Here is a 20801-nt window from a genome sequence, read left to right as displayed (position 1 = left end):
GCTCACCTCGCCGCGTCCTTCGGCTCGCAGCGCAGGCGCCACCTCCGGCCCGTCGCTCGCTCGGTCGCCGCGAGCGGGATCGCGTTCGCGGCGATGTCGAGCTGCTTCTCGGGCGCCTTCGAGAAGGTGCCCTGGAGCCTCACCGACATCGCCTCGACGCACGCGCTGCCGGGATCCAGTCGAAGCCGGAACTCGGCGCCATCGACGGACGGAGAGCTGCCGCCGAGATCGAAGCTCGGCGAGCCCTCCAGGCTGGTGTCGAGGAGCCAGCCGTCCTGACCCGGGAGACAGCGGTCGAGCGGCGTGTCCGCGAGATCTTTGCGGCCGAGCGGCACCGCCTCGCCCAGCGCGCCCGTGTCGCGATCGATCGGGAGCACGTACCAGGAGCCGGCGCGCACGCCGGGGTCCGGGGCCGTCGAGATGAGCAGGCCGACACCGCCGCCCAGCGCGCGCCGGACGAGGCGCGGCGGATCGACGCCGTAGCTCGTGCGCCCCGGGCGAGAGTAGGTCGCCAGCTGCCGCGCGATCCCGAGATCCGCGCGCCACAGCGCCACGGCGTCGTACGAGCCGCCGGGCGTCGCGAAGAACCAGGTCTCGCCGAGCCGCACGGCGCCGTTCGGGAACGGCCGGAGGAAATTGCCGGCGCGGCCGGCGCTGTCGCGCAACGGAAGGACCGGGAGCCCCTCGGAGACCGCGAACAGGTTGCATCCGGCGCCCCGGCACACGTGGGTCAACGCAGCCCGCCCGCCGGGATCGAGGTACGCCCCCCAGGACGCAGCCCCGTGGGGCGCGACGCCGAGCGCCTCGGCGGCCGACGCCTCATCCGACCAGGGTGAGGCGCTCACGCCGCTGGAGCGCACCCCGCCCTCCGGATCGAAGCGGTCGTCGAAGCGGATGAGCCAGCGCCCAGCGCGCGCCCAGTCCGCGCCGCGCTTGCCCCACGCGTAGGCGCGCATCGTCACGATGTCGTACGGCGCTCCGTTGTCGAAGCCGATCTCGTCCGCGCCGAGCGCGGGCGGCGGGGTGTTGCGGAACGGAGCCCACGCGGAGGTCGGCGTCTCCTTGGCCTGCGGGCGCGCGGCCGACCGCGCCGGCCGCGCGGTGGGCGCGGCGCGCGCGGCCGGCGGCCTGTCCGACAGCGGCGGCGTCGAGGAGCCGAGCGCCTCGCAGCGCATCCCGATCGGGCTCCCCGCGCGCAGCGGCGTCTGGAGCACCGGCGGCGGCTTCGCTTCGGCGAGATCGTCCGGAAGCGCCGTCTTCCCCCAGCCGACCCGGATCCAGCCCTTGAAGACGCAGCCGACAGGGCCGCATGCGCGCGTCCGCGACGCCGCCGTGTCGTCGTCGCGCTCCGGCACCTCGATCGAGCGCCAGGTCATGCCGCCGTCCGTCGACTCCGCGGCCTGCTCGCCCTCTCCGAGGGAGAGCGCGAACCGCCCCGAGAGGATCGCGCCCGTCGCGTCCTGGCGCGGCGCGCCCGCGCTCACGGCGCCGCTCTTCACGTCGATCCGGACGCCAACGATCGGGCCGCCGGCCTCGACCCAGCCGCCGAGCACGCCGGGCTCGCGCTCCTCGAACCCCTCGAGCCACATCCCGCGCTGGAGCTCGCGAGCCGTGCTGCGAGGCTTGCTCGGAAGGATCAACGGGACGGCGGTGACGTCGCTCCCCTTGAGGAGCGTCACTTGCCCCGACGCGCCGGGGCGAGGCGGCGAGAGGACGGCGACCCGACCGTCCGCGAGCGCGACGACGCGCTCGACGCCGACGTCCCTCGCGGGCGCGCGCACGTGGATCTCGCGGGTGCCTCCGTCGGCGGCGACGACGCAGTACGCGCGGCCGTCGCGCACATCGCCGTCCTCCTCGCACGAGCCGCGGATCACCAGGGCGCCGTTGCCGATCGAGGACACGAAGCGGGGCTTGTCGAAGCGCATCAGGCGGCGCATGCCGAGCGGCGGCTGGAACGCGTAGAGCGTCGTCGGGCCCTCGCGCTCGCCGCAGACGAAGCCGAACGACGCGCCCGTGCGGAGCGCATGGCACGTCGCCTCGCGCTCGGGGTAGGCGTCGGTCGCGACGTCGACGACCGCCCCGTCGCGCAGCGAGACGCGAGCCAGAGCGCCGCCGCGAGCCACGACCGCGGTGGTGCTCGAGTCGGGCCAACCGTCCTCGACCGCGGCGCGCAGCGGGCGCCGCCCGAACGGCCCCTGGACGCGCGCCGGGAGCTCCTGCACATCGTCGGAGGCCTCGAGGGTCCGGTACGTCACGCTGCCGCGGGCGTCGACCGAGTAGAACCCGTTCGCCGTCATCACCGCCGGGTCGCCGCCGATGATGCCCACGGAGGTCGGCCGCGCGTCGATCTCGATCGCGCGCCACGTGGCGCCTGCGTCGAAGGTGACGAGCAGCCCGCGCAGATCGGCCTCGACAACGGCGCGCCAGCCGTCGGCGAACGCGAGCTGTCCGTAAGAGCTCGCCGGTGGAAGCGGCCCGAGGGGCATCGCCGCGCCCGTCTGCGCGTCGATCGCGAAGAGCCGCTGGCTGTGCGAGAGCCGCGCGTAGAGGCGATCGAAGCCCGCGATGATCTCGTTCGCCTCCGACGGCAGCTGGACGAGCGGATCGAGCGGGGCGAGCCACGCGGGCGCCCGCCAGAGCTGCGCGCTGCCGCGGCTCGACGCGTAGAACAGGTAACCGCCGCCGAGCCGCGTCGGGAGCTTGAGCGCGGTGACCTGGCCCGACGGCAGCAGATCGGCGGCGCGCTCGATCGATCCGTCGTCGTGCGCGATGGCGCGCATGCGATCGATGAGCACCCGCTTGGCCCCTGCCTCGCTGGCCACCACGCCGCGCTCTCCGACGAGATCCGGCAGCAGCAGCGACGGCGTCACCATCGTCACGAGCGCCCCCTGCGCGGATCGACCGCCCGGCCCCGTGCGCGACGCCTGCGCAGCGTCGCCGCCGTCGCGCGACGCCGGCCCTCCTCCGGGCGGCGCCATCGCCGCCCGTCCGCCGCACGCCGCAGCGCTCGCGCCGAGGAGCAGCGCCGCGGCGAGGAGCGGCGGAGCGCCCGGTGTCCACCGAGGAATCGGCGCGTACAGCCGCCCGTCGGGCTCGGTCATGACGGACGATGCTAGCGCGCGCCCCGGGGCGCCGCACCGTTCTTGCTACCGTCCGCTCGACGGAGGCAGAGCCGGATCCCTCCGTGCGTGGTCGCGCCCGTCGGTCCGCGGCGAGCGCGTATCGCGCGGCCTGCGCTGGAGCCCGCCGCAAGAGCACGGCTCATGCGGCGAACCTCGCCGGCTTCACCGCCGGGGCCTGATCGACGGCCCCCGCGCGCTCACTTGCCCTTGGCGGAGCACTGCATGGCGCACATCAGATCGCCCGCCGCGCACCCGCAGCCGCCGCGCTTCGGGGCCGGAGCGGGCGCCGGGGATGCCGCGGCGGGCTCCTTCTTGCCCGCGGTGCTGCCGCCGCCGCTGGCCGGACGCGACGGCCTCGACGTCGTCGCGCGCCCGCCCGCGGCCGCCGGGGCGGCGGTCGGCGCCGCGGACGCGGCCGCCTCCGCCGTGGCGCTCGCGGTCGCCGTCGCGGTGGGCACCGGCGCCGGCTCGGGCTCCGGGGGAGCCGTCGTCGCCGGGGCCGCCGCCGCGGGCGGCGTGGTCTCGGCCACCGTGGGCGCCGGCGTCTCGCCGCCGCCCTTCATCAGCAGGAAGACGCCCGCGATCGCGATGCCCGCGATCGCGATGCCGGCGCCGATGATGAGCGGCGCCCGGTTCTTGGGGGCCGCCTCGACGGCCGGCGGCGCGACGGACGGCGCCCGCGCCGTGGTCACGATGGGCGCGCTGAGCTGGAACAGGCCGCCGTCGTTGGCGACGATGCTCGCGACCGGCGACGGCGATCGGACGCCCGTCCCCGCGGCGAGGGCCTTCAGATCGATGAGGCCGGAGTCCTCCGAGGCGCTGGCGCTCGACCGCGCCGGAGCCGGGGCGGCCTTCGCCGTGAGGGCGCTCAGCGAGAACAGCATCGAGTTCTCGTCGCGCTGGCCGGGAGCGGCGCCGCTCTTGAAGAGCGGGGCGCTCGTGGCCACGTCGTCGGAGCTGGGGCGGTGCGCCTCGGGCCCCGCGCTGCCGCCGAAGAGGTCCTGCGTCGGGCGCGCCGGATCGCGGCGCACCGCCGCCGCGCGAGGAGCGGCCGCCGCGACCGCCTCGACCCCGGAGGACGTCGGACCGACCGGCGCGGCGGGGCTGGGCACGGACTGCGGCTGCACGGGCGCCGGCTCCTGCGCGGCCACGGAGGCCGGCGCGCTGCCGGCGTGCAGCGCCGCGACGATCGTGTCGACCTGGCCGAGCGGCTGCCAGTCGGCCATCCCGTCCGCCCAGACGTACGTCTCGGCGTTGATCACCCCCGCCTGATAGCTGGCGACGATCTCCGCTATCGTCAGCGAGCGTTGATCGCCGTCCGCCACGTTGACCAGGTACGTGGTCCCGTCGTTCGGAACGCTCGTGCCGGAGACCGGATCGGCGGGCCCGCCGTTGGTCGTCACGCCCGAGCTGTTCACGAGGATCGTCGCGCCGCATTTGCGGCACTTGATCTTGACGGTTCTGCCTTGGACCTTCTCGTCCGAGACGGTGTATTTCGACTGACAGGACTGGCAGGTGATCTTCATTGGGGGCTGGCCCGCAGGGGTGTAGTGCCGGCGAGGCGTCGCGTAGAGTTTACCTTGATACCGCGCCGGTGGCCCGCTCTCTGACGTGCCAGTCGCGCGTCTGATCTCGCAGCTCCGCTTTACGATAGCCGAGGTCGTCGTCCCTTCGTAAAGCACAAAGGGACGGGCCGCCGCTGGGACCGTTGTCGGGACACATCGCAGGAGCCCCCAGGCCGGCTCCCCCGTGGGACCGGCCGCCTGCGCGGCGCCCCCCGGCGGCGCGCCTCGATGGGCTGCGGCTCACAACCCGGGCGGGGCCGGGCGGCGCTGAGATGCGGCGGTACTGGAGTGCTGCCGTGCGGCGGGACGAGGGCTCTCCGGTCAGGCGTCGCCGCGCGCGGAGCCGAGCTCTTCGAGGCCGGGCTCGTCGGTCACGACCGGCACGTCGTCGACCGGGTCCTGCGGCTCGGCGCTCTCGTTCTGCCCCTGGGCCTCGTGGCTGCCCACGTGCTCCCCGTACGCCTGCAGCTTCGAGTACAGACCGCGTCGGCTGATCCCGAGCACGCGGGCCGCGCGCTGCTTGTTGCCGCGCACGGCCTCGAGGGTCAGGAGGATGAGCTTGCGCTCCGCGTCCGCGAGGCGCGTGCCGACGGGGAGGCGCAGCACGAGCGGGTGCTCCGCCGCCTCGCCGGCGTCCCGCGCCGGCTCGACCTCGTGCGCGCCCGCTTCCCCCGGCGGCCTCCGCGCGAGCGACGCGAGCGACGCGGGGCCCACGGAAGCCGGCGCAGGCGGCGCGACGACGGCGTGCGACGGCACCGGCTCGGAGGGGACCGCCATGTCCGACGGGTGGACGATCGGCACCGACAGCGGCTCGGCCGGCTCGGGGTGGGCGACCGGCGCCGCGACCTTCGCCGCCGGGAGGCTGTCGTACGAGCGCCGGGAAGACCGCCGCTCGATCCTGCCCTGGCCGAGCTGGACGTCGTTCGCCGAGACGAGCTCGTTCGAGGCGAAGAGCGCGGTCTGCTCGATGACGTTGCGCAGCTCGCGCACATTGCCCGGCCAGTCGTGCTCCGTCAGCCGCTCGACGGCGGCGTCCGAGAGGCGGCGGGCCGGGGTGCCGTAGCGCTTGGCGAACTTGAGCAGGAAGCGCTCGGCGATGGGCAGGATGTCCTCCTTGCGCTCGCGCAGCGGGGGCAGCGTCACCGTGAACACGTTGAGCCGGTAGTACAGGTCCTCGCGGAAGACGCAGTCGTCGACGAGGTCGAGCAGATCCTTGTTCGTCGCCGCGACGACGCGGACGTCGGCCTCGATCTCCTTGCGGCCGCCGACCCGGGTGAACCGGTACGTCTCGAGCACGCGGAGCAGGCTGACCTGCACGGCAGCGTCCATCGTGCCCACCTCGTCGAGGAAGACGGTGCCGCCGGCCGCCGCCTCGAACTTGCCCTCCGCGGCCGCGAACGCGCCGGTGAACGAGCCCTTCTCGTGGCCGAAGAGCTCGCTGCCGATGAGCTCGCGCGGGATCGCGCCGGTGTGCACCGGGACGAACGGACCGGCGCGGCGGCGGCTCCGGTTGTGGATGGCGCGCGCGACGAGCTCCTTGCCCGTGCCGCTCTCGCCGACGATCAGCACGGGCGCCATCGTCGCGGCGACGCGCTCGATGCGGGTGAAGACCTCCCGCATCCGCGGCGAGCCGCCGATCATCCCCTCGAACACGAGCTGCCCGTGGAGGGAATCGTCGTCGTCGAACTCGGTCGGCGGCGACCAGAGCAGCTCGCGCACGAGCAGCACGAGGCGCGCAGGATCGAGCGGCTTCTGGAGGTAGTCGGCCGCCCCGAGCTTGAGCGCGTCGACGGCGCTCGAGATCGACGCGGCGCCGGTGACCATCACCACGTGGGGCGGCGGCGCCTTCGGCTCGGGGCCGTCGAGCTGACCCGGGGAGAGCCGGCGCATGAGATCGACCCCCGTCATCCCGGGCAGGTTGAGGTCCGTGACGAGCACGTCAGCCGGCGTCCGCTGGTGGATCTCGAGCGCCTGCTCGCCGCTCGATGCGACGACCACGTCGAGCCCCTCGTGGCGCAGCACCGCCTCGAGGATGGCCGCCTGATCGGGCTCGTCCTCGACGAGGAGCACCCGGCCGTGGTGGCTGTGGCCTCGATGCGGCGAGCGCGCCTGTCCGCGCGGAATTGCAGCTGAAACTGCGTTCGGTCCCAAAGCTTCCCTCCCAGCTCGGCGGACGGACGGCTCGGCCCCGTGCGATATGAAACGTGCCGTTAAACTTGTAGCTCGCGGGGGCCTCTCATCAACTCGGGAGTTGCCTCCTTATCGGGTGCAAGGCCCCCCTCACATGCCGTCCGTGACATGTCGTTCTGCGCAACGGATGCGACGCCCCGGATCGCTGGCTCCTGTGGTGACACGCCGTCGCGCGCATCACCAGCGCTCGATGATGCCGCACGCGATGCGATCGGCCAGCGCCATGCACGTGAGCATCGGGTTCACGGCGGGACTTCCAGGAAAGACGCTCGTGTCGGCGACGTAAACGTTGTCGAGATCGTGGCAGCGCCCCTCCTCATCGACGACCCCGTCCCGCGGCCTCCGCGACATCCGCGCCGTACCGAACGCGTGGTTCGCCGCGGTGATCGTGTCGCGCCCGTCGAGCCGCTTGCTCTTCAGGATCTCGGCCTCTTCCGGCGACGTCAGCTCGTCGGGGACGCCGTGCAACCCGGGCAGGATCGACGCGGCGCCCGCCGCCCAGCAGATGTCGGACAGGATGCCCAGACCGCGCTGGATCTTCTCGACGTCGCGCGGCGCGTAGTCGAACCGCACCTCGGGGTCCCAGCTGCCCCGCTTCGGACGGACGCTCCCGCGCGACTGCTCCGCGGCGATGATCACGTCGAACGGGGCCATCCGGTTGTAGGTCCGGAGGTGACGCTGGTAGTCGTGCCCGAAGCCGGGGAACCGCGCCGCGAGCACGGCGGGGGGCGACCAGAGGACCTCCAGCTTGATGCCCTGCTCGAGGAAGTGGAGCGAGTGATACCCCTGGGTCGCGCCCTCCCACGGGTCGATCGGATCGGGGAACACCGCCATGATGGCGAGCCCCGGGTGGAGCTGCAGCTCGTCGCCCACGTAGCCGCTCGAGTTCGCGGCGCCGCTGCGGAGCAGGATCAGCGGCGTGGCCATGCAGCCCGCGGCGAGCACGACGAGCTTCGCCCGGATCTCGACGGGCGCGCCCTCGCGCCACGTGAACGGCTCGATCGTGCGCCCGCGCATCCCGGCGGCCCGCCTGCCGGACACGAGCAGGTGCTCGGCGCGCACGCTTGTGAACACGCGCGCGCCCGCCCGGATGGCGGCCGGGACGTATGAGACGTCGGTCGACATCTTGGCGCGGTTGCGGCACCCGGTGAAGCACTCGCCCGAGCCGCGGCAGCCGCGGACGTTGCGGTGCGTCGGCTCGCTCGACAGCCCCAGCGCATCGCAGCCGCGCTTGAAGCGCAGGTTGCGCTCGCCCTGCACCTCCATCGGCGTGGGCGCGACGCCGAGCAGGCGCTCGACGCGCTCGTAGTGGGGCAGCAGCGCTTCGAGGGTGATCGCCTCGGTGCCCGTCCGCGCCGCCCACTTGTCGAACACCCAGGCGGGCGAGCGCGCGCAGATCGCCGAGTTGACGACCGAGCCGCCGCCGAGCGCGATCGCCTGCATGGTCGGGATGAGCATGCGCCCGCGGGCGGCGCGCATCCCGCCCTCGCGCAGCGTGCGCGCCAGCGACTCGCCCGCCTCCTGCCGGAAATCCTCCACCCCGAGCGGCGGGCCCTCCTCCACGAGGATCACGTCGCGCCCCGCCTCGGCGAGCTCCTTCGCGACGACCGCCCCGCCCGGCCCCGATCCGACGACGAGCACCTCGCACGAGGCCCGCACCTCGCCGTCGTAGTCGGCGAACACCTTCACCTGCGGGCGCGGCTCGGCGGGCGGGAGCGGCTCCACCTCGGCCCGCGAGCGGAGCGCGGACAGGGGGAGCGAGCGCCGATCGCCGCGAGCGGGGTGCGCGGAGCTCGGCGGCTCCTCCAGGCCGGGGAGCTTCACGCCGTCACCCCCGGCGCGAGCGACGGGGGCTTCACGGCGACCGGCTCTCCCGGAGCGCGCGCGGCCCTGCGCCGCTCGAAGGGCGTGGGGCAGCAGGCGACGCCGATCGCGCGGGCGACCTTCTCGTTCGCGAGGTAGCCCATCGAGAGCATCGTCCGGAGCGAGAGGAACGTGACCCGCCGGAGGTAGATGCAGCTCTGCGACATCGAGGCAAGCACCGCGATGCGGTCGGCCTGCGGGAGGCGCGTGAAGCGGGCGCGGCGCGGCCCGAAGACGCAGGGCGAGAGCTCGACGAAGTGGAGGAGCAGCCGCATGTACGGCCGCAGCGGCCGCGGCGTGCGCGCGACGTAGCGCTCCATGTACTCGACCAGCCCCGCCTCGGTGCCGGAGACCGGGATCGGGCCGCCGGCGGGGAAGAGCGCGTCGGCGGCGGCAGCCACGATGGCCCGCTCCCTCACGGAGAGCGCGCGGGCGGGGGCGCCGGGGGCCGAGGCCCTGCGGGCGAGGCCGACGGCGGCGGCGGCGGCGGCGAGCGCCGCAAGGGCAATGACGAGACAGACCACGGGCAGGTGCGCAACGAGCTCGCTCATCACTCGACTCCTTCCTTCCCAGCGCGGGAAGCCATCGCCTGGCTACCTCGACAGCGTAGTGCGACGCCCAGAGTGCGCAATTTCGTTCGCACTGCGTCGGGATGTTCGCACACCATTCCGTGCTGATTTACGCAGCCCGAGGTTGCGGGTGTGACAATCGCGGTATCGTCCGCGCCCGATGAGCGACGAGCCCAGGAGCGCGGTGGACACGGACGAAGCGGTGGGAGGCGACGAGTCGACGGAAGACGAGGAGGCGCTGGAAGAGGAGCGCCCGACGCCGCCGGCGCGCGATCTTCGGACGTGGTTCGCCGGCGCTCCCCTCCCCGACTGGCTGCACATCGCGCTCGGGCTGGCCGTGCCGATGCTGGTCACGCTCGCGGCGGCGGCGCGCGTCTCCAGCTTCACGATCGACGACGCGTACATCTCGTTCCGGTACGCGGAGAACCTCGCGAACGGAAATGGGCTCGTCTACAACGTGGGCGAGCGCGTCGAGGGCTACACGAACTTCCTCTGGACGGTGCTCCTCGCCGCGGCGATGAAGCTCGGCGCGACGCCGGAGGCGGGGTCGAAGGTGCTCGGCGCCGCCTGCGCCGCCCTCGCGCTCGTCCCCACCTACCTCCTCTCGCGGCGGCTGCGCCCGTTCTCGAACGTCCCCTGCCTCGCGACGTGGTTCCTCGCGACGAGCATCCTCTTCTCCGGCTACGCGGTGTTCGGGCTGGAGACGCCGCTCTTCCTCCTGCTCACGCTCGCCGGGACCGAGCTCTTCTTCCGCGAAGAGGACGCCGCCGCCTCGGGCGACGCGCCCCGGGGCGCGCGCGCCTTCCCCTGGTCCGGCGCGGTGTTCGCGCTCGCCGCGCTCACCCGCCCGGAGGCGCCGCTGTTCCTCGGGCTGCTCGTCATCTGGCACGCGGAGCAGGCGTTCACGCGGCGGAACGCGCTCCGCCTGGCCACGTTCGCGCTCCCCGTCGCCGCGCACCTGCTCTGGCGGCACAGCTACTACGGCGCGTGGCTCCCGAACACGCTCGCCGCGAAGACCGGCAACTTCTCGCAGCAGCTCCAGGGCGGCAGCGACTACGTCCGCAAGTACGCGCAGCACGCCGGCGCTTTCCTCTGGCTCGGGCTCTTCTCGGTCGCCTCGTCCCTCGTCCACCGGCGGCGGAGCGGCCTCGCGATCGCGTCGATCGCGCTGCTCTTCGGCGTGTACGTCGTCTTCGTGGGCGGCGACTGGATGCCCTATTTCCGGTTCCTGGCCCCCGCGGAGCCGTTCGCGTTCCTGCTCGCCGACCACGCCGTCCGCGCGATCGCCGCGCGCCGCGAGCGGGCAGCGTCGCTCGCGATCGCCGCGTTCGGCGCGATCACGCTCGCGACCCGCACCGGAGAGCTGGTGCGGGCCCAGCGGAACATCCTCGTCAACGACAAGGGCTTCTGGGACGACGCGGCCGGGCGCACGGCCGACTGGCTCGTCCAGAACGCGGAGCCCGGCCCCATCGCGATCGCCGACATCGGCTACGTCGGCTACCGCACGGGCTTCCCGGTGGTCGACATGCTGGGGCTGCTCAGCCCCGAGGTCTCGAGCCTCCCGGGCGGGTACACGAACAAGGTGGGGACCGGCTACACCGACGCGCTCTTCGCCAAGAACCCGCGCTACTTCCTGATCATCTCCTCCGGGACCGACTGCAAGAGCCCGACGGTGCCGTCCTCGCGCGCCTCGTACGGCGATCCCAGGTTCAAGAAGGACTTCAAGCTCCGCCAGGCCATCGGCCTGAAGAAGGGCGGCGCCTGGTGCATCTACGGGAAGGCGTCGTACCCGTGACGATCGACCGGGCGCGCGCTCGCGCCGCGTGCGCGCGCCTCCCAGGACCGCGCGCACGCGGCGCGCGTCAGGGCGCCTCGTCCGGCCGGCGCTCCTCCGCTTCCGCGCGCTCGGCCCCGGCGCCTGCCGCCGCGGCGGCCCAGAACGCGCGCACGTCCTCGATGCGCTCGGTCCGGCGCGCGTCGGGCAGGCTGTCGAGCAACACGCGCCCGTAGCCGCGCGTGCGGACCCGCCGGTCCAGGATCGCGACGATGCCGCGGTCGGTCCGCGTGCGGATCAGCCGGCCGAACCCCTGCTTCAAGGTGATCGCGGCCTGCGGGACGCTGTAGGCGATGAACGGGTTGCCGCCGCTCTGCTCGATCGCCGCGCACCGGGCCGCGACGACGGGATCGGTCGGCACCGCGAACGGGAGCTTCTCGATGATCACGAGGCGCAGCGCCTCGCCAGGGACGTCCACGCCCTCCCAGAAGCTCATCGTCGCGACCAGCACGGCGTGCCGCTCGGCGCGGAAGCGGCGGAGCAGCGTGCCCTTGGGCGCGTCCCCCTGCACGAGCAGCGGCGCCTGCTGCCGCGGCGCGCCCCCGCCCGCCCGGGCCTCGGCCGAGGCGCGCGCGAGCCGGACGCGGAGCGCGGCGGCGAGCGCGTTCATCGCGCGGATCGAGGTGCAGAGGACGAACGCGCCGCCGCCCGTGATGCCGATGAGCTCGGCCATGCGATCGGCCGCGCGCTCGACGAACGCCGCGTCGGTCGCCTCGGGCAGATCGCGCGGCGTGTAGAGCAGCGCGGCGTTCGGGTAGTCGAAGGGCGACGGGACCGTGAGCTCGTCGATCGGCACGGGCACGTCCTCGTCGAGCCCCATCCGCGAGCGGAGGAAGCGGAACCCCGACCCGCCGGAGCCGCCCGTGGTCAGCGTGGCGCTCGTCAGCACGACGGCGCCGATCCGCTCGAACACGTGCTCGCGCAGCATGCTCCCGAGATCGACCGGCGACGCGCCGAACGAGACGCCGCGGCCGCGCACCTCGACCCACGTAACCTGGTTCGTCGCGGGGTCGACGATCCGCGCGGCGTCCTCCCGCAGCTGGGCCGCGCGGTTGCCGACGAGCTGCACCGCCTCGGCGATCGCGTTCGCGCTCGCGTACCCGGCGAGCGCCTCGAGGTGGTTGTCGAGCCGGTGGTAGGCCTCGAGCAGCTCGCCGGACCAGGCGTCCCTGGGGAGCGGGACGCGGGCGTCGCCGCGCTCCCCGCTGCCCGCCGCGGGGCCGCCGAGCGCCGCGAGCCGATCGAAGAGGGCGTCCGCGGACTCGCGCACGACGGCCGTGATCGCCGTCCCCTCGCCCCGGCCGAGGATGCGGTCGGCGAGGCCCGACGCGATGAAGGCGCGGTCCGCGTCGCGCAGCATCGAGTCGACCCGCGCCCGCGAGACCCGGACGCCGAAGAAGCTCGTCGCGATGTCCTCGAGCTGGTGCGCCTCGTCGAAGATGACCGCATCGTACGGCGGGAGCGCGCCCGCGCCGGCGAAGCCGCGGCGCGCTCCGGCGATCTTCAGCGCGAGGTCCGCGAAGAAGAGGTGGTGGTTGACGATGAGGAGGCGCGCCGCCTCGCTGTCGCGCTTCATCCGCGTGACGAAGCAGTCCTCGTAGTAGTCGCACGACGCGCCCAGCCGCGTCTCGCTGGACGACGCCACCTCCCGCCAGACCGGATCCCCCTCGGCGAGGTACGCGAGCTCCGCGACGTCGCCCATCTCGGTCTCCTGCGCCCACGCCTCGATGAGCGGCAGCGAGCGCCCCGCCGCCCCGGCGCCCGCGCCCGGGCTGTGGCGGAGCTCGTTGAAGCGGCGCAGGCAGAGGTAGTTGCCGAGCCCCTTCACCAGCGCCGCGCGCGGATCCAGCCGGAGGTGCTCGGCGACGAGCGGCAGGTCCTTCGTGTAGATCTGGTCCTCGAGCGCCTTCGTCGCGGTCGAGACCACGACCTTGCGGCCGCTCAGGATCGCGGGGACGAGGTAGGCGAGCGTCTTGCCGGTCCCGGTGCCGGCCTCGCAGAGGAGGATGCGGTCCTCGGCGATCGCCCGCTCCACGGCGCTCGCCATCGCGAGCTGCCCCTCCCGGTCCTCGTACCCGGGGAGCCCGCGCGCGAACGGCCCGGAGGGCCCGAGCAGGCTCGCGGCTCGGTCGAAGGGCATCGTCTACCGCTTACCGCGGCAGGGCAGTCTTCTCCAGCGAGAGGGCGAACCCCACCTCGCTGACGGCGAGCTCGAGCGACGCCACGGGCTTCTCGAACAGGACCTCGCACCAGGTGTCGAGCGTCCGCTCGGCGTCGCCGGGGTCGCGGACGTGGCGGAGGGCGGCCTCGCCCTCGGTGTAGCCGCGCGCCACGGCGGGCTCGGCCATGCCGCGCGCCCACTCGAAGAGGTGCTCGTCCGTCGCGCCCGGGAAATCGTTGCGCTGGGCGCGCACGACGAACCCGACTCGCAGCGGCTCGGCGCCCACGACGATGCCCGAATCCATCAGCAGGTTCTCCCGCACCCGCTCCGCGACCTGCACGGCGTCGCCCCGGGTACGGTAAACCTCGAATCCGGCTTGGAGCAGGGCCTTCTTTATCTCCGCGGGTGTCGGCATCTTCCGCTGGTTTCCGGCTACCCCCAGCTGTCAGCAGGAACATCCATCGCAAAATTGCGGGTGCCTCGTCAAGCCGACAGCGTTCACCAGGGGTGTGGCGCTTTGGCGCGCCGGCGCGCTCGTGCCGATCACGAGCGCGACCGTGACGACCGCGACGCCCCGGCGTCCAGCCCGCCGCCGCCCTCGGCGCCGTCGGGGCCATCCAGGAAGCACACCCCGACGATGGAGCCGTCCGGCTCGTCCTGCACCCACATGATCCGGCCGGGGCGCGGGGACCTGCCGTCGAGCCAGACCGTTAGCTCCGTACCGGGGTCGAGTGAATTTTCTATCACCACCCGGAGCCCGCCGACGCTCGCGTTGAGCGTCCAGCCGGAGACGGCGCGATCGCCGGTCTCGAGGCGGACCCGCTCGCTCAGCTCGCGGCGGGCGCTCCTGCGGCGGTTGGCCAGGAGCTCAGGGGGAATCTGGAGCGACGGGGGAGTGAGGGTTCTGCGTCGAATCACAGAAGAAATTTACAAGCACACGCCGTGCCCGAGGACAGAAAAGTCGGCCGAGGCTGATATTCAGTGTGGACGTGAGCGCGGGCTCACTCAGTGAGCGTCGGCGTGGTCGGGCTTGTGCCCGGATCCGTCGCTCGGCTCCTCGAAGACGGAGACGGGCTCGAGCAGGGACAGCTGGTCGCGCTTGATGCCCACGCCCTTGTCGGAGAAGAAGAGGTCGTTCTCCTGGAGCCGCGAGCGCACGCGGGCGATGAACAGGATAGGCATGCCGGCCTGCGTGTAACCGAGCTGCACCAGCGTGCCCTTCGGCCAGCTGCCGCCGTCGAACGAGAGCTCCTTCCGCAGCGTGTAGAACCCCTCGGTGGGGAGGCGCTGCAGCGTGTCCGCCCACGTCGTTCCGCGGAACGGGACCGCGGGGCCGTGGAAGTGCCAGCGGTTGTGCACGTTGTGATCGGGCGTCGTGACCGTCGGCAGACCGTTGTCCGAGTGGTTGTGGAAGGAGACGAGGATGCCGGCAGGCACCTTGTCCTCGTGTCCGGGGAGCGGCTTTGTCGTCAGGTAGAGGCCGCAATCAGGGAGGTGTGACTTCGAGCTTGCCATGGCAGGAGCCCCTAGCCCCGCTCTCGACCGCCGTCAAAGACACGCCGTCGACGCCGTGCTATGCCGCGCCTGGCCAAGGCGGGAGGCCGCTCGAGGAGCGAGCGGCGCACGCCCCGGGAGCGAGCCCTTCGTGAACAGACTGAGCCAAATCTTCGGCGCCGCCATCGTCATCGCGATCGCCGTCGTCTTCATCGTCCAGTTCCGCCCGAACACGGGCCCCGTGCAGTCGACCGCGAGCACCTGCGCCGTCGAGGTCCGAGGCAGCTGCATCTCCTCGGTCGAGTTCAACGCCTCGAGGAACCTGCTCGCGATGCGCAGCGTCGACGAAAACCGCCTCCGGGCGATGGGCTACCGGCGGCTCACGGCGGAGGGGCTCTACGAGCGGTGGCTGCTCAACGAGGACGCGAAGCGCCTCGGGATCACCGTCTCGGACGACGAGCTGACGTCCGAGCTCGTGGCCGGCAGGGTGCGTGTCTCGCTGCCTGCGGACAAGATCCGCCAGGTCGGTTATGCCCTCAATCTCCGGGAAGACCTCATTCGCTACCTGGACGTCCGCAACCGCCAGTCCAAGAAGTTCGACAGCAAGCAGTACGAGAAGCAGATCCGGGCGATCACGAAGATGAGCCCGACCGATTTCCGCGAGTACCAGCGGAAGGAGCTCGTCGCCGCGCGGATGCGCGATCTCGTCCGCGCGCGCGTCCGGGTCGGCGAGAGCGAGGCGTTCGAGCAGTTCTCGCGCGAGAAGTCGACCCGGACGCTCAGCTACGTGCGCTTCGATCGGCGCTTCTACAGCGACCTCGTCGTCGACAAGTCGGAGAAGGCGGTCCAGGCCTGGGCGGACGCCAACAAGGAAGAGCTCGACAAGGCCTGGGAGGGGCGCAAGGCGCAATATCTGCCGGAGTGCCGGGTCGCGCGAGACCTGATGGTCGAGGTGAAGCCCGCGGAGGCCGAGCAGGGGCCGGAGGCCGGCAAGGCGGCCGCGAAGGCGCGGATCGAGGCGGCGGTCCAGCGCCTCAAGAAGGGCGAGAGCTTCGCCGACGTGGCGCGCAGCGCGAGCGACGATCCGAGCGCGGCGCGCGGCGGCGAGCTCGGCTGCGTGACCAAGGGCCGGCTCAGCAAGCCCGTCGAGGACAAGCTCTTCGCGATGAAGGCCGGCGAAGTGTCGGACATCATCGAGACCGAGGACGGCTTCCACGTGATCAAGCTCGAGCAGATCGCGAAGGACGCCGAGGCCGAGAAGATCGGCCGGCTGGAGACGGCGCGCGACCTCTACACGGCCCACGAGTCGGAGCGGCTCGCGGCCGAGGCCGCGAAGCAGGTGCTCGCCGCCGCCGCGGGCGGGAAGTCGCTGGACGACGCGCTCGCCGCGCACCTGGCCCAGCTCGCGCCCGCGAAGGACAAGGCCGGCGCCGGGGCGAAGGCGGGCGAGCAGCCCGCCGCCGCGAAGCAGGACGGTGGCAAGGACGAGGGCGCCAAGGACGGCGGCGAGGCCGCGCCTGGAGAGGCGCGGCCGCCCTACACGATGGCGAACCACCCGAACCGGCCCACCGTCGAGGCGAGCCTGCCGTTCAACGTGTCGGGCTCGCCCATCTCGGACGCGAGGGACAGCACCGAGGCCGCGCGCATCGCCTTCCAGCTCGACAAGCCGGGCGACCTGCCCAAGGACGTCGTGGCGCTGGAGAACGGCTACGCCGTGATCCAGCTCAAGGAGAAGACGTCCGCGAGCCAGGAGCAATGGGACAAGGATCGCGAGTTCTACACCGCCGCGATGCGCGCCGCGAAGCAGAACGACGCGCTCGTCGGGTACATCCGCCGGCTGAAGTCGACGATCGGCAGCGAGGTGAAGTACGACCAGAACCTCCTCAAGGAGTCCAAGCCGGCCGACGACGGCTCCGGCGAGCCGCTCCCGATCGAGGACGAGGGGGAATGACGCCGCTCCCGCCGCGTGACGCGCGCGACGTCGTCCTCTCGAACGGCCTCAAGGTCGTCCTCGTCCCGCAGCCGCACGTGCACCGGGCGGTCGCCTCGCTCTACCTGCGCGTCGGCTCGCGGTTCGAGACGCCGCAGAACAACGGGATCTCCCATTTCCTGGAGCACATGGTGTTCCGGGGGACGCCGACGCTGCCGTCGGCGCACGCGCAGGCGCTCGCCTTCGAGCGGCTCGGCGGGACGCTCTACGCGGCGACCCACGTCGACCACGGCGTGATGAGCATCTCGGTGCCGCCGGCGAACCTGGAGCCGGTGCTCGCCCTGCTCGGCGAGGTCGCCACCTCGCCGCGCTTCACCGCGATCGAGGTCGAGCGCGGCATCGTGCGCGAGGAGATCCTCGAGGACCTCGACGACGAGGGGCGCGACATCGACGCGGACAACAACGCGCGCGCCCTCATGTACGAGCGGCACCCGCTCGGCTTCACCATCACCGGCGGCATCGACGCGCTCGATCGCTTCGACGAGCCGATGCTGCGCGCCCACCACGCCCGGCACTACACGACGGCGAACGCGGTGCTCTGCCTCGCGGGGCGGCTCGATCCCGACGCGTGCGCGCGGGCCGTCGAGCGGCACTTCGGCGCCATGCCGCGCGGCGAGCTGGTGCCGGCCTCGGCGCCGCCGAACGGCCAGAAGAAGCCGAGGTTCCGCTTCATCGAGAACCAGTCGAGCCAGACCGAGCTGCGGGTGGCGTTCCGGGGCGTGAGCGAGCGCGATCCGCGCGAGCCCGCCGTGGAGATGCTGCTCCGCGTCCTCGACGACGGCATGTCGACGCGGCTCTACGAGCGGATCTGCGACCGGCTCGGCCTCTGCTACGACGTGTCGGGGATGTTCGAGGCCTACGAGGACGACGGGGTCGTCGACATCGCCGCGGGCGTGCAGCACGACCGCGCGACCGTGGTGGTCCGGGAGATCTTCGCGCTGCTCCGCGAGCTCTCCGAGGTCGGCCCGCGCGAGGACGAGCTCGCCAAGGCGCGCGACCGCCACCTCTGGTCGGTGGAGGCGATGCTCGACGACGCCGAGGCGACCGCCGGCTTCCACGGGCTCGCCGCGCTCGCCGACATCACCCGCACCCCGGAGGCGCGGCACGAGGAGCTCGCCCGCGTCACGGTCGAGGACGTGCGCGACGCCGCGCGCGCGCTGTTCCGGCCGGAGCGCCTCACCGTGGTGGCCGTGGGCCTGCTCCGCGCCGCGGAAGAGGCGAAGCTGGAGAAGGCCGTCCGTTCGTTCGGCTGATCTCGCCAGAGCGCGAGCCCTTCGGCACACGAGCCCGTCGGCACGCGAGCCCGCCAGCGGCGACGGCGACCTGCCGAGAAAGCTGGAAATCAGAGAGCAAACGGACGAGCTCGGTGGACGAGCATGCCCATGGAAGAGCTCTCCTGTGTGGTCCCGCTGACGGCTGCTCGCTGAGCCAGGCCAGCGCCGCCGCCCGCGCCTGCGCGGCCGCGCGCCGCGCGCCGCTGCGGCGGCCTGCGTCGCCGCGGGCGCGCTCACGCCCGCGAACATAGTATTTGCATCTATGCGCATCGACGCATATACAGGATCCGTGGTGACGGCGACAGAGCTCCCTGCCCAGCCGATGGAGGCGGTCGCGCGCTGCGAGCTGTACCGGCTCCTCTCGGATCCGGTGCGGCTGCGGCTCCTCGGCCTGGCCGCGGCGGAGGAGCTGGCGGTCGGCGAGCTGGCCGAGCTGCTCCGCGAGGGCCAGCCGAAGATCTCGCGCCACGCGGCCGCGCTCCGCGAGGCGGGGATCCTGCTGGCCCGCCGTCAGGGGACGTGGACGCTGCTCCGCCTCGACCCGCGCGCCACGAGCGACCCCGTCGTCGACGACGCCGTGCGCGCGGGGCAGCGCGCGTGCGCGGCCGACGGGACGCTCGCGCGCGTCGAGGAGGTGCTCGCCGCGCGCGACGCCGAGACGCGCGAGTTCTTCGCGCGCGGCGGGCGCCCGTCGCGGTCGGGGCCGCCGTCCGAGCTCGCCGCCTACCTCGCCGCGCTCGCGCCGCTCCTGCCCCACCGCCGCCTGGCGATCGACGCGGGCACCGGCGACGGGGCGCTGCTCGAGGTGCTGTCCCCCGTCTTCGACCGCGTCGTCGCGCTCGACCGCGCGAGCGCCCAGCTGCAGCTCGCGGGCGAGCGCCTGCGGCGGCGCAGCCTCGAGAACGTCGAGCTCGTGTGCGGCGAGCTCGACGGGCCCGAGGTGCGCCGCGCCGTGGCCCGCGCGCTCGGCGTCGATCCGGCGGAGGCGGGCGAGGCCTTCGCCTGCGGCGCGGACGTGGTCTTCGCGGCCCGCGTGCTGCACCACGCGCCCCAGCCGGCGAGGGCGATGCGCGCCCTCGTCGAGCTCGCGCGGCCGGCCGCGTCCGGCCGCGGCGAGGACGGCGCGCACGCCCGCGGCGAGGACGGCGCGCACGCCCGCGGCGGCGCGGTGTGCGTGCTCGATTACGAGGCGCACCACGATCAGGCCCTGCGAGAGCAGGAGGCGGACATCTGGCTCGGCTTCTCGCCGGACGACCTCCGGCGCCTGGCCGAGGAGGCCGGGCTCTCCGGCGTCGAGATCCGGCGGCTGCCGTCCGCCTGGCAGGGCGAAGGTCCGGATCGACACCTCATTTGGCAGCTGCTCGTCGGCTGGCGCGACGCGCGCTCGAGCGCATTCACCGGAAAAGGCAAAGGGACACCATGACTGCTGAGAAGAAGCTCTCCTACAAGGTCGCCGACATCACGCTTGCAGACTGGGGTCGCAAGGAGATCCGCATCGCCGAGAAGGAGATGCCGGGCCTCATGGCGCTCCGGGCCGAGTACGGCCCCTCGCAGCCGCTCAAGGGCGCGCGCATCGCCGGCTGCCTCCACATGACGATCCAGACCGCCGTGCTGATCGAGACGCTGATCGCCCTCGGCGCCGAGGTCACCTGGACGAGCTGCAACATCTACTCGACGCAGGACCACGCGGCGGCGGCGATCGCGGCGGCCGGCATCCCGGTCTTCGCCTGGAAGGGCGAGACCCTCGAGGAGTACGACTGGTGCATCGAGCAGCAGCTCTACGCCTTCAAGGGCGGCAAGGGCCCCAACATGATCCTCGATGACGGGGGCGATCTCACGATCATCGCCCACGAGAAGCACCCGGAGCTCTTCACCGGCAACGACCCGATCCGCGGGCTCTCGGAGGAGACGACGACGGGCGTGCATCGGCTCTACGAGATGCACCGCGCCGGCAAGCTGAAGGTGCCCGCGATCAACGTCAACGACTCGGTGACGAAGAGCAAGTTCGACAACCTCTACGGTTGCCGCGAGTCGCTGGGCGACGGGATCAAGCGGGCCACGGACGTGATGTTCGCCGGCAAGGTCGCCGTCGTCTGCGGCTACGGCGACGTCGGCAAGGGGTGCGCGCAGTCGCTGCGCGGCCTCGGGGCGCGCGTGATCATCACCGAGATCGACCCGATCTGCGCGCTGCAGGCGGCGATGGAGGGCTACGAGGTGAAGCGCCTCGAGACCGTCGCCCCGATCGGCGACATCTTCGTCACGGCGACCGGCTGCTCCGACGTCGTGCGCGCCGAGCACATGCTCGCGATGAAGGACGAGGCGATCCTCTGCAACATCGGCCACTTCGACTCGGAGATCCAGATCTCGTGGCTCGAGAAGAACCCCGAGATCAAGGAGGAGAACATCAAGCCGCAGGTCGACCACTTCATCTTCCCGGACGGCAAGCGGCTCATCGTCCTCGCGCGCGGCCGGCTCGTGAACCTCGGTTGCGCCACGGGCCACCCGTCGTTCGTGATGTCGACCTCGTTCTCCAACCAGGTCCTCGCGCAGATCGCCCTCTGGACGGAGAAGTACACGGTCGGCGTCCACCTCCTGCCGAAGCGGCTCGACGAGAAGGTCGCCGCGCTGCACCTGCCGAAGCTCGGGGTCGAGCTGACGCAGCTCTCGCCGGACCAGGCGAAATACCTGGGCATCCCCGTCGAGGGCCCGTTCAAGGCCGAGAACTACCGCTACTGATCG

Annotated in this window: 14 protein-coding genes; 5 read left to right on the top strand and 9 right to left on the bottom strand. The window is 72.9% G+C overall.

Features of this window, described 5'->3' with window-relative positions; all coding sequences use genetic code 11:
* Positions 1 to 2: 2 nt before the first annotated feature.
* The 5 genes from WMF20_RS17505 to WMF20_RS17485 all read right to left on the bottom strand — a co-directional run bounded on the left by WMF20_RS17505 (position 3) and on the right by WMF20_RS17485 (position 9291).
* Positions 3 to 3101, bottom strand: a complete 3099-nt coding sequence (locus tag WMF20_RS17505) for a hypothetical protein (protein WP_437615062.1) — start codon at positions 3099 to 3101, stop codon at positions 3 to 5.
* A gap of 218 nt (positions 3102 to 3319) precedes the next feature.
* Positions 3320 to 4648: a zinc-ribbon domain-containing protein gene (locus WMF20_RS17500; RefSeq protein WP_437615061.1), complete on the bottom strand. Its 1329-nt coding sequence runs from the start codon at positions 4646 to 4648 to the stop codon at positions 3320 to 3322.
* Positions 4649 to 5008: 360 nt separating this feature from the next.
* Positions 5009 to 6757: a sigma 54-interacting transcriptional regulator gene (locus WMF20_RS17495; RefSeq protein WP_437615059.1), complete on the bottom strand. Its 1749-nt coding sequence runs from the start codon at positions 6755 to 6757 to the stop codon at positions 5009 to 5011.
* 297 nt (positions 6758 to 7054) lie between these two features.
* Positions 7055 to 8701: a GMC family oxidoreductase N-terminal domain-containing protein gene (locus WMF20_RS17490; protein WP_437615057.1), complete on the bottom strand. Its 1647-nt coding sequence runs from the start codon at positions 8699 to 8701 to the stop codon at positions 7055 to 7057.
* Entirely contained in the window at positions 8698 to 9291 is a 594-nt protein-coding gene (locus WMF20_RS17485; protein ID WP_437615055.1) for a gluconate 2-dehydrogenase subunit 3 family protein, read from the bottom strand. The genes WMF20_RS17490 and WMF20_RS17485 overlap by 4 nt, the downstream gene beginning before the upstream one ends.
* A 178-nt stretch (positions 9292 to 9469) precedes the next feature.
* On the opposite strand from WMF20_RS17485, the gene WMF20_RS17480 reads away from it, so the two are divergent.
* On the top strand, positions 9470 to 11104 hold the full coding sequence (locus tag WMF20_RS17480; RefSeq protein WP_437615053.1) for a hypothetical protein: 1635 nt from the start codon (positions 9470 to 9472) through the stop codon (positions 11102 to 11104).
* A gap of 67 nt (positions 11105 to 11171) precedes the next feature.
* Here the strand turns inward: WMF20_RS17480 and WMF20_RS17475 are convergent, their stop codons facing one another.
* The 4 genes from WMF20_RS17475 to WMF20_RS17460 form a co-directional block, all read right to left on the bottom strand.
* Positions 11172 to 13283 (bottom strand): ATP-dependent DNA helicase, encoded by a 2112-nt coding sequence (locus WMF20_RS17475; RefSeq protein ID WP_437615051.1) that lies wholly within the window; start codon positions 13281 to 13283, stop codon positions 11172 to 11174.
* A gap of 10 nt (positions 13284 to 13293) precedes the next feature.
* Positions 13294 to 13719 (bottom strand): hypothetical protein, encoded by a 426-nt coding sequence (locus tag WMF20_RS17470; RefSeq protein ID WP_437615049.1) that lies wholly within the window; start codon positions 13717 to 13719, stop codon positions 13294 to 13296.
* A 128-nt stretch (positions 13720 to 13847) separates the two neighbouring features.
* Complete coding sequence (locus WMF20_RS17465) at positions 13848 to 14222, bottom strand: PilZ domain-containing protein (protein WP_437338223.1); 375 nt, start codon at positions 14220 to 14222, stop codon at positions 13848 to 13850.
* Positions 14223 to 14309: 87 nt separating this feature from the next.
* Positions 14310 to 14819, bottom strand: a complete 510-nt coding sequence (locus WMF20_RS17460) for a hypothetical protein (protein WP_129575429.1) — start codon at positions 14817 to 14819, stop codon at positions 14310 to 14312.
* A 130-nt stretch (positions 14820 to 14949) separates the two neighbouring features.
* Between WMF20_RS17460 and WMF20_RS17455 the strand changes: the two genes are divergently transcribed.
* From WMF20_RS17455 to ahcY, 4 genes are all read left to right on the top strand, one after another.
* Entirely contained in the window at positions 14950 to 16749 is a 1800-nt protein-coding gene (locus WMF20_RS17455) for a peptidylprolyl isomerase (protein ID WP_129575428.1), read from the top strand.
* Positions 16746 to 18041, top strand: a complete 1296-nt coding sequence (locus WMF20_RS17450; RefSeq protein WP_129575427.1) for a M16 family metallopeptidase — start codon at positions 16746 to 16748, stop codon at positions 18039 to 18041. The genes WMF20_RS17455 and WMF20_RS17450 overlap by 4 nt, the downstream gene beginning before the upstream one ends.
* 313 nt (positions 18042 to 18354) lie before the next feature.
* The gene (locus WMF20_RS17445) at positions 18355 to 19485 is read left to right on the top strand and encodes a metalloregulator ArsR/SmtB family transcription factor (RefSeq protein ID WP_437615046.1); all 1131 of its coding nucleotides are present in this window, start codon (positions 18355 to 18357) and stop codon (positions 19483 to 19485) included.
* Positions 19482 to 20798 carry an adenosylhomocysteinase gene (ahcY, locus tag WMF20_RS17440; protein WP_437615044.1) on the top strand — a complete coding sequence of 439 codons (1317 nt, stop codon included), beginning with the start codon at positions 19482 to 19484 and terminating at the stop codon, positions 20796 to 20798. Before WMF20_RS17445 ends, ahcY begins: the two co-directional genes overlap by 4 nt.
* Positions 20799 to 20801: the final 3 nt, after the last annotated feature.

Source organism: Sorangium sp. So ce834 (genome assembly GCF_051521425.1).
Taxonomy (GTDB): Bacteria; Myxococcota_A; Polyangia; order Polyangiales; family Polyangiaceae; genus Sorangium; species Sorangium cellulosum_D.
The sequence above is the reverse complement of the archived record's forward strand: the minus strand, read 5'-3'. Positions and strand labels throughout refer to the sequence as shown.

Excerpts from the sequence above, each read along its gene's own strand:
- WMF20_RS17505 (WP_437615062.1), bottom strand. The coding sequence starts at position 3,101 with ATGACCGAGCCCGACGGGCGGCTGTACGCGCCGATTCCTCGGTGGACA.
- WMF20_RS17500 (WP_437615061.1), bottom strand. The coding sequence starts at position 4,648 with ATGAAGATCACCTGCCAGTCCTGTCAGTCGAAATACACCGTCTCGGAC.
- WMF20_RS17485 (WP_437615055.1), bottom strand. The coding sequence starts at position 9,291 with ATGAGCGAGCTCGTTGCGCACCTGCCCGTGGTCTGTCTCGTCATTGCC.
- WMF20_RS17480 (WP_437615053.1), top strand. The coding sequence starts at position 9,470 with ATGAGCGACGAGCCCAGGAGCGCGGTGGACACGGACGAAGCGGTGGGA.
- WMF20_RS17475 (WP_437615051.1), bottom strand. The coding sequence starts at position 13,283 with ATGCCCTTCGACCGAGCCGCGAGCCTGCTCGGGCCCTCCGGGCCGTTC.
- WMF20_RS17470 (WP_437615049.1), bottom strand. The coding sequence starts at position 13,719 with ATGCCGACACCCGCGGAGATAAAGAAGGCCCTGCTCCAAGCCGGATTC.
- WMF20_RS17460 (WP_129575429.1), bottom strand. The coding sequence starts at position 14,819 with ATGGCAAGCTCGAAGTCACACCTCCCTGATTGCGGCCTCTACCTGACG.
- WMF20_RS17450 (WP_129575427.1), top strand. The coding sequence starts at position 16,746 with ATGACGCCGCTCCCGCCGCGTGACGCGCGCGACGTCGTCCTCTCGAAC.
- ahcY (WP_437615044.1), top strand. The coding sequence starts at position 19,482 with ATGACTGCTGAGAAGAAGCTCTCCTACAAGGTCGCCGACATCACGCTT.